We start from the raw sequence: 12,398 nt of genomic DNA, 5'->3' as shown, positions 1-12,398 counted from the left end.
CTGTCCAGGAGTAGCACATGAGCACTTTCTGGAGTGGATACATCGCCCTGCTGACGCTGGGCACCATCGTCGCTCTGTTCTGGCTGATCTTCGCCACCCGCAAGGGCGAGTCCGCCGGCACCACGGACCAGACGATGGGTCATGCCTTCGACGGCATCGAGGAATACGACAACCCGCTGCCACGTTGGTGGTTCCTGCTGTTCATCGGCACCCTGGTGTTCGGCATTCTGTACCTGGTGCTCTACCCGGGCCTGGGCAACTGGAAAGGCGTCCTGCCGGGTTACGAAGGTGGCTGGACTCAGGAGAAGCAGTGGGAGCGTGAAGTCTCGCAAGCCGACGAGAAGTACGGCCCGATCTTCGCCAAGTACGCTGCCATGTCGGTGGAGCAAGTGGCACAGGACCCGCAGGCCGTGAAAATGGGTGCCCGTCTGTTCGCCAACTACTGCGCCATCTGCCATGGCTCCGACGCCAAGGGCTCCCTGGGCTTCCCGAACCTGGCCGACGATCACTGGCGCTGGGGCGGTGATGCGGCTTCGATCAAGACCACCATCCTGAACGGTCGTATCGCTGCGATGCCGGCCTGGGGCCAGGCCATTGGCGAAGAAGGCGTGAAGAACGTCGCCGCCTTCGTGCGCAAGGAGCTCGCCGGCCTGCCGCTGCCCGAGGGCACCGACGCCGATCTGGGCAAAGGCAAAGAGGTCTATGCCCAGACTTGCGCCGTTTGCCACGGCCAAGGTGGCGAAGGCATGGCCGCGCTGGGCGCGCCGAATCTGCAGCATGCTTCCGGCTGGATCTATGGCTCAAGCCTGACCCAGCTGCAGCAGACCATCCGCCATGGTCGCAATGGCCAGATGCCTGCTCAGCAGCAGTATCTGGGTGACGACAAGGTTCACCTTCTCGCCGCCTACGTTTACAGCCTGTCGCAAAAACCGGAACAACTCGCCAAGCAGTGAGTCATTAAAGGGCGGTACACTCGTACCGCCCTTCCCACCTTGTTCCCAAGCAAGTTCCCGAGCGCTGCGACCATCTGTCGCATCGCGAGCTGACCAGCGCCCTTTCCCCTCTTCGCTTGCCCTCCTAAGCTTTGCTTTCGACTCGCCGCCCTGCCTAGAACCATAAGGCGACGTCACCATTCCAGCGCGCCGGCCTGGCGCGTAAAAGCCCCTTGGCAGAGCATGGAAAACGCTTGAAATCAGGGGTTTGGAGAGCAAAAGGAGCCTTGGCGTCGTTTGCATTGCCCCCCTGCTTTCTCCATACTTGCCGCCGTTTTTGCCTTCGAAAATGCCATTAGCGTGGAAGCCTTGCATGAGCACAGCAATAAGTGAGACTGCTTATAACTATAAGGTGGTTCGCCAATTCGCCATCATGACGGTGGTATGGGGAATCATTGGGATGGGTCTGGGTGTCTTCATCGCCGCGCAGCTGGTGTGGCCCGCACTCAACTTCGACCTACCATGGACCAGCTTCGGCCGTCTGCGACCGCTGCACACCAACGCGGTGATCTTCGCCTTTGGTGGTAGCGCGCTGTTCGCCACGTCCTACTATGTCGTCCAGCGCACCTGCCAGGCGCGACTGTTCTCCGACAGCCTCGCCGCTTTCACCTTCTGGGGATGGCAAGCCGTGATCGTGCTGGCGGTCATCACCCTGCCGCTGGGCTACACCAGCTCCAAGGAATACGCGGAACTGGAGTGGCCGATCGACATTCTGCTGGCGATCGTCTGGGTCAGCTATGCGCTGGTGTTCTTCGGCACCATCATGAAGCGCAAGGCCAAGCACATCTATGTGGGTAACTGGTTCTTCGGCGCCTTCATTCTGGTCACGGCGATGCTGCACATCGTCAACAACCTGGAAATGCCGGTAAGCCTGTTCAAGTCCTACTCGATCTATTCCGGTGCGACCGACGCCATGGTCCAGTGGTGGTACGGCCACAACGCCGTGGGTTTCTTCCTCACCACCGGCTTCCTGGGCATGATGTACTACTTCGTGCCGAAGCAGGCCGAGCGTCCGGTGTATTCCTATCGCCTGTCGATCGTCCACTTCTGGGCGCTGATCACCCTTTATATCTGGGCCGGCCCGCACCACCTGCACTACACCGCGCTGCCGGATTGGGCGCAGAGCCTGGGCATGGTGATGTCGATCATCCTGCTAGCTCCGAGCTGGGGCGGCATGATCAACGGCATGATGACCCTCTCGGGCGCCTGGCATAAGCTGCGCACCGACCCGATCCTGCGCTTCCTGGTGGTCTCGCTGGCGTTCTACGGCATGTCGACCTTCGAAGGTCCGATGATGGCGATCAAGACCGTCAACGCGCTCTCCCACTACACCGACTGGACCATCGGCCACGTACATGCCGGCGCCCTCGGCTGGGTAGCGATGATCACCATCGGTTCCATGTATCACCTGATCCCGAAAGTATTCGGTCGCGAGCAGATGCACAGCATCGGCCTGATCAATGCGCACTTCTGGCTCGCCACCATCGGCACCGTGCTCTACATCGCCTCGATGTGGGTCAACGGCATTACCCAGGGCCTGATGTGGCGCGCAATCAACGAAGACGGCACGCTGACCTACTCCTTCGTCGAAGCGCTGGAAGCCAGCCACCCGGGCTTCATCGTCCGCGCCGTGGGCGGTGCCTTCTTCCTCACCGGCATGCTGCTGATGGCCTACAACACCTGGCGCACCGTGCGTGTCGCCAAGCCAGCCCAGTACGACGCTGCCGCGCAGATCGCTTGAGGAAACGGATAGATGAAGAACCACGAAATACTTGAAAAGAACATCGGTCTGCTGACCCTGTTCATGATCCTGGCGGTGAGCATCGGTGGTCTGACCCAGATCGTTCCGCTGTTCTTCCAGGACGCCGTCAACGAGCCGGTCGAGGGCATGAAGCCCTACACCGCGCTGCAACTGGAAGGCCGTGACCTGTACATCCGTGAAGGCTGCGTCGGCTGCCACTCGCAGATGGTGCGTCCGTTCCGCGCCGAGACCGAGCGCTACGGCCACTACTCTGTGGCCGGCGAAAGCGTCTACGACCATCCGTTCCTGTGGGGCTCCAAGCGCACCGGTCCGGACCTGGCCCGCGTTGGCGGCCGCTACTCCGACGACTGGCACCGTGCGCACCTGTACAACCCGCGCAACGTCGTGCCCGAGTCGAAGATGCCGTCCTACCCGTGGCTGGTCGAGAACACCCTCGACGGCAAGGACACCGCCAAGAAGATGACCGCTCTGCGTACCCTTGGCGTCCCCTACACCGACGAAGACATCGCCGGTGCCCGGGATGCCGTCAAGGGCAAGACCGAGATGGACGCCATGGTCGCCTATCTGCAGGTACTCGGCACTGCACTCACCAACAAACGGTAACGCATGATGGAAATCGGGACTCTTCGCGGCCTGGGCACAATTCTGGTATTCGTCGCCTTCATCGGCGTGGTGCTCTGGGCTTACAGCAGCAAACGCAAGAACAGCTTCGACGAAGCCGCCAACCTGCCCTTCGCGGACGACGAGACCGACGCCAAGAAGCGTGATGAAGAAGCTTCCAGGAGTAAGAAATAAATGACCTCGTTTTGGAGTTGGTACGTCACCCTGCTGAGCCTCGGCACCATTGCCGCGCTGGTCTGGCTGCTACTGGCAACTCGTAAGGGCCAACGCCCCGACAGCACCGAAGAAACCGTCGGCCATTCCTATGACGGCATCGAGGAATACGACAATCCGCTGCCGCGCTGGTGGTTCATGCTGTTCGTCGGCACAGTCATCTTCGCGCTCGGCTATCTCGCCCTGTATCCCGGCCTGGGCAACTGGAAAGGCGTCCTGCCTGGTTATGAGGGCGGCTGGACGCAGGTCAAGGAATGGCAGCGCGAAATGGACAAGGCCGAGGAGCAGTACGGCCCGCTGTATGCCAAGTACGCCGCCATGCCGGTAGAACAAGTGGCCACCGATCCCCAGGCGTTGAAGATGGGTGGCCGCCTGTTCGCCTCGAACTGTTCGGTCTGCCACGGCTCCGACGCCAAGGGTGCCTATGGCTTCCCCAATCTGACCGACAACGACTGGTTGTGGGGCGGTGAGCCGGAAACCATCAAGACCACCATCCTGCACGGCCGTCAGGCCGCAATGCCGGCGTGGAAGGACGTGATCGGCGAAGAAGGCATTCGCAACGTGGCTGGCTATGTTCGCAGCCTCTCCGGCCGTGATACCCCAGAGGGTATCAGCGTCGACATTGAGCAGGGTCAAAAAATCTTCGCCACCAACTGTGTAGTCTGCCATGGACCGGAAGCCAAGGGCGTTGCAGCCATGGGCGCGCCGAATCTGACCGACAATGTCTGGTTGTATGGTTCCAGCTTCGCCCAGATCCAGCAGACCCTGCGCTACGGTCGCAATGGCCGCATGCCGGCTCAGGAAGCAATCCTTGGCAACGACAAGGTGCACTTGCTGGCAGCCTACGTCTACAGCCTGTCGCAGCAACCGGAGCAGTGATCCACAAGGGTCGGGGGTGACGACCTGTCGCACCTGACCCCAACGCTCCGGGCGTACCATTCGCAGCTGGACAGAAAAATGATCCTGGTCGGCACGTATCGGCCAGGACACCCACCTTCCGCCGTGGTACGCACTCGATGACTGAGCAGATCCCCGTTCGTGATGTAACCCCCCCGTCCAAGGCTGAAGCGTCAGCCGACCTTTATGCCGCGCGTGAAAAGATCTATACCCGAGCCTTCAGCGGTGTATTCCGCAACCTGCGACGCGTAGGCGGCGCCGTACTGTTCGTCCTCTTTTTTGGAACCGTGTGGCTCAACTGGAACGGCCGTCAGGCTGTCTGGTGGGACCTGCCGGACCGCAAATTCCATATCTTCGGGGCGACGTTCTGGCCCCAGGATTTCATGCTGTTGTCGTGGCTGCTGATCATCTGCGCCTTCGGTCTGTTCTTCATCACCGTGTTCGCCGGCCGCGTCTGGTGCGGCTACACCTGCCCACAAAGCGTGTTCACCTGGGTGTTCATGTGGGCCGAAAAGGTCACCGAGGGTGATCGTAACCAGCGAATGAAGCTGGACAAGGCGCCGATGAGCGCCAACAAGTTCTTCCGCAAGCTGGCCAAGCATGCGATCTGGCTGGGTGTCGGCATCCTGGTCGCCATCACCTTCGTCGGCTATTTCACGCCGATCCGCCAGCTTGTGCCCGATCTGCTCACTCTCAACGTCAATGGCTGGGCGGCGTTCTGGATCGGCTTTTTCACCCTTGCCACTTACGGCAGCGCCGGCTACCTGCGCGAGCAGGTGTGTATCTACATGTGTCCCTATGCTCGCTTCCAGAGCGTGATGTTCGACAAGGACACGCTGATCGTTTCCTACGATCCGCGCCGCGGTGAAAAACGCGGCCCGCGCAAGAAGGACGCCGACTACAAGGCGATGGGTCTTGGCGACTGCATCGATTGCACCATGTGCGTGCAGGTCTGCCCGACGGGCATCGATATCCGCGACGGCTTGCAGATCGAGTGCATCGGCTGCGCGGCCTGCATCGATGCTTGTGATGCCATCATGGACAAGATGAACTACCCTCGCGGGCTGATCAGCTACACCACTGAACACAACCTCTCCGGACAGAAGACCCACTTGCTGCGTCCGCGCCTGATCGGCTACGCGGTCGCGCTGCTGGCGATGATGAGCCTGTTCACCTATGCCGTGTATGATCGGCCGCTGGTGAAGCTGGATGTCCTGAAGGACCGCGTCCTCTACCGCGAGAACGAGCTGGGCAACATCGAAAACGTCTACACCCTGAAGGTGATGAACAAGGCTCAGCGCGAGCAGACCTTCGTCATCGAAGCGTCTGGCCTCGACGGCCTGGTCTATGAGGGGCGCAGCGAAGTGCGCGCCGAGGCAGGCGAACTGGTCACGATCCCGGTCGAGCTGTCCATCGCGCCCGAGAAGCTTCCTTCAAGCACCAACGAGATCGTCTTCCATATCCGCTCGGCGGACGATGAATCGATTAACGACGATGCCGATAGCCGCTTCATCGGCCCGAGCATCCGCTAAGCAAGGTAATACATGCGCTCTGACAACGAACAAACGCGTTGGTACACCCAGTTCTGGGCCTGGTTCGTCATCGCGATCCTGCTGATCGCCGTCGTGCTCGGCCTTTCGCTGCTGACCATTGCGATCCGCAACGCCGATACCCTTGTCGCTGACAATTACTACGATGCCGGCAAGGGCATCAACCAGTCGCTGGAACGCGAGAAACTGGCCGAGCGACTGGACATGCAAGCCCGCCTCGTCCTCAACGACGAGCGCGGGCTGGCAGAAGTGCAGCTCAGCGGCGCGAGTCGCCCCCAACAGCTTGTTCTCAACCTGCTCTCGCCAACCCAACCCGAGCGCGATCGCCGCATCATCCTGCAGCCGCAGGGTGACGGCTTTTATCAGGGGCAGATGCAGGAATCGGTAACCGGGCGACGCTTCATCGAACTGCTTGGTCGCGAAGGTGATCAGGACTGGCGTCTGTACGAGGAAAAAACCATCGAAACCGGCCGCGCGCTTGAACTGAAGCCCTGAGCCGCAGATGGCAACGCCTACTCCCTGCTACCACTGTGGTCTGCCGGTTCCGGCCGGCAGCCACTTCCAGGCCCGCGTGCTGGGCGAGACGCGGGCCTTATGCTGCCCGGGTTGCCAGGCAGTCGCTGAGGCCATCGTCAAAGGCGGGCTGGAAAGCTACTACCAGCACCGCAGCGATACGGCAGTCAATCCCCAGGCGCTTCCGCAGGAGCTCGGCGAAGAACTGGCGTTGTACGATCGCCAGGACGTCCAACAACCATTTGTCCAGCACCAGGGCGACCTGGCCAGCACGTCTCTGATGATCGAGGGCATCAGCTGCGCTGCCTGTGGCTGGCTGATCGAGCGCCATCTGCGCAACGTCAGGGGCGTTGCCGAGGCTAGCCTCAACCTGTCCAACCACCGACTGAACGTGCGCTGGAGCGACTCGGAGCTGCCGCTCAGCGAGCTGCTGGCTGAGCTTCGTCGCATTGGCTACGCCGCTCATCCCTACCGCGCCGATGAGGCCGCTGAACGCCTGGCTAACGAGAATCGCCGCTCGCTGCGCCAGCTCGGTGTCGCCGGTCTGCTGTGGATGCAGGTGATGATGGCCACCATGGCGACGTGGCCCGAGTTCAATCTCGACCTGTCGGAGAGCTTCTTCGTCACCCTGCGCTGGACCGCCCTGCTGCTGACGACCCCTATCGTCTTCTACTGCTGCACGGACTTCTTCAAGGGGGCGCTGCGCGACATACGCACCCGTCATCTGACCATGGACGTTTCCGTGTCGCTGGCCATCGGCGGTGCCTACGTTGCCGGCATCTGGTCGACGATCACCGGCCAGGGGGAACTCTATTTCGATGCGGTCGGCATGTTCGCCCTCTTTCTGCTGGCAGGACGCTATCTTGAGCGAAGGGCCCGCGAGCGGACCGCAGCCGCCACCGCGCAGCTGGTCAACCTGCTGCCGGCTTCGTGCCTGAGGCTTGATGCGCAGGGCCATAGCAGCCGTATTCTGCTCAGCGAACTGCGACTGGGCGATCAGGTGCTGGTGCAACCTGGCGGACTGATTCCAGCGGATGGCACGATCATCAGCGGTCAATCCAGCGTCGATGAATCACTGCTCACTGGCGAGTATCTGCCGCTGCCACGAGGTGCAGGCGATGCCGTCACCGCAGGCACCCTGAATGTGGAAGGTCCGTTGACCATCGAAGTCCAGGCGCTGGGAGACGACACCCGCCTGTCCGCCATCGTCCGGCTGCTGGAGCGGGCGCAAGCGGACAAACCGAAACTGGCAGAGCTGGCCGATCGGGTTGCACAGTGGTTCCTTCTGGTGGTCCTGGTCGTAGCTACCGTTGTCGGTCTGGTCTGGTGGCAGATCGACCCGCAACGGGCGTTCTGGATCGTCCTCGCGCTGCTGGTGGCGACCTGCCCGTGCGCGCTGTCGCTGGCGACCCCTACCGCCCTCACCACGGCAACCGGAACCCTGCACAAGCTCGGCCTGCTATTGACTCGCGGGCACGTCCTGGAGGGGCTCAATCAGATCGACACAGTGGTGTTCGACAAAACCGGCACCCTGACCGAGGGGCGCCTCACGCTCAGCGCCATACACCCCCTCGGCGCTCTCGATGCCGATGCATGCCTGGCACTGGCCGCCGCCCTCGAGAACCGCTCCGAGCATCCGATCGCCCGCGCCTTCGGACGTGCGCCGTTGCCGGCGGAGTCGGTCGAGACCGTGCCAGGCCTTGGCCTTGTGGGCAGCGTCGACGGACGCGTGCTGCGTATCGGCCAGCCGAGCTTCGTGGCAGAAGGCTACGGTAATCCACCCCCATCGATTCCCGGAGACATGGGGCAATGGCTGTTGCTCGGCGATGACCACGGGCCACTCGCCTGGCTGGTTCTGGACGACCGGCTGCGTGACGACGCACCAGCGCTGCTCGATGCCTGCCGGGGTCGTGGCTGGAAGACGCTCCTGCTTTCCGGCGACAGCTCACCGATGGTCGGTCAGATCGCTGCCGAGCTGGGCATCGACCAGGCCGAGGGCGGCCTGACCCCCGCGGCAAAGCTTGCCAGACTGCAAGCACTGCAGGCACAAGGACATCGGGTGCTGATGCTCGGTGATGGCGTCAACGACGTGCCAGTTCTGGCCGCTGCCGATATCAGCGTTGCCATGGGCTCGGCTACCGATCTGGCGAAGACCAGCGCTGACGCTGTGCTGCTCTCGAACCGTCTTGGCAGCCTGGCGCAGTCGTTCGAGGTTGCACGCCGCAGCCGGCGCATCATCATCGAAAACCTCGTCTGGGCGAGTCTGTACAATGGCCTGATCCTGCCGTTCGCCGCGATAGGCTGGGTCACTCCCCTTTGGGCGGCACTGGGCATGTCGGCAAGCTCGCTGCTGGTGGTATTGAACGCACTTCGGCTGACCCGCCTACCCAAGGCGCTCGGCTGACACATGCGGCTCAGGCACCTCGACGCACGCGAGGTACTGGCTACGCATTTTTTCCGCGCTGAAGGCTTTCGCTTCAGCGCATGGAGGTCCCGATGGCGGCTTTGTATATCCTGATCCCTGTCGCAGTGGTACTGGTGGCTCTGGCAATCTGGGTGTTCTTCTGGGCGGTGGACAGCGGCCAGTTCGACGATCTGGACGGACCGGCACACAGCATCCTGTTCGATGATGAAGAGCCGCAACGGCCGTCCAGCGGAGGCCCTCAGGAAACCGACGAGCAGCAGCAGGAGCAACGCAAAGGTGAATGAGCTGGCGCCCTTGCTGCTATCCGCCTGGGTGCTTGGATTGCTCGGCGGAGGCCACTGTCTCGGCATGTGCGGCGGCCTGATGGGTGCCCTGACCATGGCCATCCCGCCGGAGCAGCGCGCCCGGCGTCTGCGTCTGCTGTTCGCCTATAACCTGGGCCGCGTATTGAGCTATGCGCTTGCCGGCTTCCTCATCGGCCTGGCCGGCTGGGCCGTGGCAAAGAGCCCCGCGGCAATGACGCTGCGGGTCATCGCTGCCCTTTTGCTGATCAGCATGGGATTGTACTTGGCCGGCTGGTGGAGCGGGCTGACTCGCGTCGAGGCCCTCGGCCGCGGCCTCTGGCGGCATATCCAGCCCGTCGCCAGTCGCCTGATGCCTGTGACCAGCGTTTCCAGAGCCCTGATTCTGGGCGCGCTTTGGGGGTGGCTGCCGTGCGGGCTGGTCTATAGCACATTGTTGTGGTCGGCCAGCCAGGGTGATGCGCTGGACAGTGCCATGCTGATGCTGGCGTTCGGCATCGGCACCTGGCCGGTACTGCTTGCCACCGGCCTCGCCGCAGAACGCTTGACGACGCTCCTGCGCAAGCGCGGAGTACGTGTCGCCGGGGGCATCATGGTCATTCTGTTCGGCATCTGGACCATGCCCGGCCCGCATCAGCAGTGGCTGATGGGGCATGGCTCGGCTGCGTCGAATGGCAGCCACTCGCATTAGTCAATCGCCAGTGCGCCTCAAGGCTCCTTGGGTAGCTGACGCTTGTGCGCCGTCTTGTCGTAGGTCTGGACGATGATGCGCGCCGCTTCCTCTGGCACTGGCTTGCCCTGCAGAAAGTCGTCGATATGGCGGTAGGTCACGCCGTGTGCCGCTTCGTCGGGCTTGCCGGGCGACAGCTCCTCGAGATCAGCGGTGGGCACCTTGTGAACCAGCTGCTCCGGCGCACCTAGAGCCCCGGCCAGCTGGCGCACCTGATCCTTCACCAACCCCGCCAACGGCGTCAGATCACAAGCCCCATCGCCAAACTTGGTGAAGAAGCCCATCACCGCTTCCGCAGCATGATCAGTCCCGATGACCAGCCCCTGCCGGGCATTGGCAATGGTGTACTGCGCGACCATACGCATGCGCGCCTTGGTGTTGCCCAGCACGAAGTCGCGCTGCTCGGGACTTAACGGTTCGAGGGCCTCGGTCGCTGCAGCCAGACCAAGCACAGCTGTACCGATGTTTACGGTGTGGCATTCGTCCGGCTTGATCGTGTCCACGGCGAGCTGCGCCTCATGTTCATCATGCTGGACCTGGTAAGGCAGACGAACCGCAATGAATCGGTAATCTCCTTCGCCAGCCGCCCGCATGCCCTCGACCGCGCGCTGGGCGAGCAAACCGGCAGTCGTGGAGTCGACCCCGCCACTGATGCCCAGCACCAGCGTCTTCATTCCAGACTCACGCAAACAGCGCTGGATGAAGGCCACGCGCCGGTCGATTTCGGCCTGAATCGCGTCGGGCCCGCTAAACGGTGCGCAGACGTTGAGCGCAGCTGCAATTTCTTGCTGGCGGCTGTGCATGAAACTCTCCTTGGCCTTGTGAGGCTCTGCTGATCAATACGATTCGATGTAATGTCCGACCACGGCTGCGGCGGAATCTTCGCGCCCGGAGGCATCGATTTGGTACCGCTGGCTAGGGTCAGACCAAGTTTGATACAGGTCAAGTCCGGTGCCAGGCGCTCCCCCTAGAATCCAGCGACCGCTGTCATGACCGGAAACACCACATGCTCGACTCCATTCGCTGGGATGCCGACCTGATCCGTCGTTACGATCAGATTGGCCCGCGTTATACGTCGTATCCGACAGCGGCCCAGTTCAACGACAAGATCGGATCCTTCGACCTCCTTCACGCGCTGCGCAGCAGCCGTCTGGCCGTGCATCCGCTGTCGCTGTACGTGCATCTGCCATTCTGTGCCAACGCCTGCTACTACTGCGGTCGCAACAAGGTCATCACCAAGGACCGGGGCCGCGCTCTCCCCTACCTGGAGCGTCTCGAAAAGGAGATCGAGCTGATCGCCTGCCACCTGAGCCCGGAACAGGTCGTCGAGCAGCTGCACGTCGGAGGCGGTACCCCCACGTTTCTCAGTCATGACGAACTGCGAAGGCTGATGCGCCACCTGCGCCAGCATTTCCATCTGCAGGACGACGATCACGGGGATTTCAGCATCGAAATCGATCCCCGCGAAGCGGACTGGCCAACCATCGGTCTGCTCAGAGAACTTGGCTTCAATCGCCTGAGTATCGGTGTCCAGGATCTGGACCCTGACGTGCAGCGCGCGATTAACCGCATGCAGACCCTCGAACAGACCCGCACCATCATCGATGCGGCCCGCACGTTACAGTACCGCTCACTGAACATCGATCTGATCTACGGCCTGCCATTGCAGAGCCCGGACCGCTTTGCCAGGACCGTCGACGCCGTAATCGAGCTGCAGCCGGATCGCCTGTCCCTGTTCAACTACGTGCACCAGCCCGAGCGATTCACCCCACAGCGACGTATCAACCAGTCCGACCTGCCGTCTGTGGCCGATAAACTGACCATACTCGAGCGCAGCATCGAGCAGCTCACCGATGCGGGATACCGCTACATCGGAGCGGATCACTTCGCACTGCCTGACGACGAGCTGGCAATGGCACAGGAAGATGGCAGCCTGCAGCGCAACTTCCAGGGCTACACCACCCATGGCCACTGCGATCTGATTGGTCTCGGCGTATCGGCAATCAGCCAGATCGGCGACCTGTACTGCCAGAACAGCGCGGATATCGCCGACTATCAGCATCAACTGGATCTCGGCCAGTTAGCGACAGCCAGAGGTTTGCGCTGCAACCAGGATGACCGCATCCGCCGCGCCGTCATTCAGTCACTGATCTGCGACTTCGAACTGTCCTTCGCCACTATTGAGCATGCCTATGGCATCGACTTCCGCGCGTATTTCGCCGAAATCTGGCCGATCCTCGAGCACATGGCGGCGGACGGGCTGCTCGAACTGACGCACAGTCACCTGATCATCCAACCTGCCGGGCGCTTGCTGGTTCGCTCCATCTGCATGCTGTTCGATCACTACCTGCCGGAAGACGCCGCCCGCGGCCAATTCCATGTGATCTAACCTT

General features: G+C 62.0%; 12 protein-coding genes. 11 read left to right on the top strand and 1 reads right to left on the bottom strand.

Annotation, left to right across the window (positions count from 1 at the left end):
* Positions 1–17: 17 nt before the first annotated feature.
* From ccoP (OUY36_RS09665) to OUY36_RS09620, 10 genes are all read left to right on the top strand, one after another.
* The gene (gene ccoP / locus OUY36_RS09665; protein WP_133456979.1) at positions 18–953 is read left to right on the top strand and encodes a cytochrome-c oxidase, cbb3-type subunit III; all 936 of its coding nucleotides are present in this window, start codon (positions 18–20) and stop codon (positions 951–953) included.
* A 352-nt stretch (positions 954–1,305) separates the two neighbouring features.
* On the top strand, positions 1,306–2,733 hold the full coding sequence (ccoN, locus tag OUY36_RS09660; protein ID WP_110777315.1) for a cytochrome-c oxidase, cbb3-type subunit I: 1,428 nt from the start codon (positions 1,306–1,308) through the stop codon (positions 2,731–2,733).
* Positions 2,734–2,745: 12 nt separating this feature from the next.
* Complete coding sequence (ccoO, locus tag OUY36_RS09655; protein ID WP_063543403.1) at positions 2,746–3,357, top strand: cytochrome-c oxidase, cbb3-type subunit II; 612 nt, start codon at positions 2,746–2,748, stop codon at positions 3,355–3,357.
* A gap of 6 nt (positions 3,358–3,363) precedes the next feature.
* The gene (locus OUY36_RS09650; RefSeq protein WP_003301805.1) at positions 3,364–3,549 is read left to right on the top strand and encodes a CcoQ/FixQ family Cbb3-type cytochrome c oxidase assembly chaperone; all 186 of its coding nucleotides are present in this window, start codon (positions 3,364–3,366) and stop codon (positions 3,547–3,549) included.
* Positions 3,550–4,467 (top strand): cytochrome-c oxidase, cbb3-type subunit III, encoded by a 918-nt coding sequence (gene ccoP / locus OUY36_RS09645; protein WP_110777318.1) that lies wholly within the window; start codon positions 3,550–3,552, stop codon positions 4,465–4,467. It begins immediately after the preceding gene.
* 137 nt (positions 4,468–4,604) lie between these two features.
* Positions 4,605–6,017: a cytochrome c oxidase accessory protein CcoG gene (ccoG, locus tag OUY36_RS09640; RefSeq protein ID WP_110777320.1), complete on the top strand. Its 1,413-nt coding sequence runs from the start codon at positions 4,605–4,607 to the stop codon at positions 6,015–6,017.
* Between the two features lie 12 nt (positions 6,018–6,029).
* A complete protein-coding gene (locus tag OUY36_RS09635) occupies positions 6,030–6,530 on the top strand; it encodes a FixH family protein (RefSeq protein ID WP_156246004.1) in 501 nt (166 codons plus the stop codon).
* 7 nt (positions 6,531–6,537) lie between these two features.
* A complete protein-coding gene (locus tag OUY36_RS09630; protein WP_267937820.1) occupies positions 6,538–8,952 on the top strand; it encodes a heavy metal translocating P-type ATPase in 2,415 nt (804 codons plus the stop codon).
* A 92-nt stretch (positions 8,953–9,044) separates the two neighbouring features.
* Positions 9,045–9,257 (top strand): cbb3-type cytochrome oxidase assembly protein CcoS, encoded by a 213-nt coding sequence (gene ccoS, locus OUY36_RS09625; protein WP_063543407.1) that lies wholly within the window; start codon positions 9,045–9,047, stop codon positions 9,255–9,257.
* On the top strand, positions 9,250–9,966 hold the full coding sequence (locus OUY36_RS09620; RefSeq protein ID WP_102841312.1) for a sulfite exporter TauE/SafE family protein: 717 nt from the start codon (positions 9,250–9,252) through the stop codon (positions 9,964–9,966). The genes ccoS and OUY36_RS09620 overlap by 8 nt, the downstream gene beginning before the upstream one ends.
* 17 nt (positions 9,967–9,983) lie before the next feature.
* On the opposite strand, the gene nadE is transcribed toward OUY36_RS09620, so the two are convergent.
* The gene (gene nadE, locus OUY36_RS09615) at positions 9,984–10,808 is read right to left on the bottom strand and encodes an ammonia-dependent NAD(+) synthetase (RefSeq protein ID WP_200629930.1); all 825 of its coding nucleotides are present in this window, start codon (positions 10,806–10,808) and stop codon (positions 9,984–9,986) included.
* Between the two features lie 203 nt (positions 10,809–11,011).
* On the opposite strand from nadE, the gene hemN reads away from it, so the two are divergent.
* Positions 11,012–12,394, top strand: a complete 1,383-nt coding sequence (gene hemN / locus OUY36_RS09610; protein WP_267937812.1) for an oxygen-independent coproporphyrinogen III oxidase — start codon at positions 11,012–11,014, stop codon at positions 12,392–12,394.
* Positions 12,395–12,398: the final 4 nt, after the last annotated feature.

Origin of the sequence: Stutzerimonas sp. R40042 (assembly GCF_026642215.1) — a bacterium.
Taxonomy (GTDB): Bacteria; Pseudomonadota; Gammaproteobacteria; order Pseudomonadales; family Pseudomonadaceae; genus Stutzerimonas; species Stutzerimonas frequens.
This window is presented reverse-complemented; position numbering and strand designations above follow the sequence as displayed.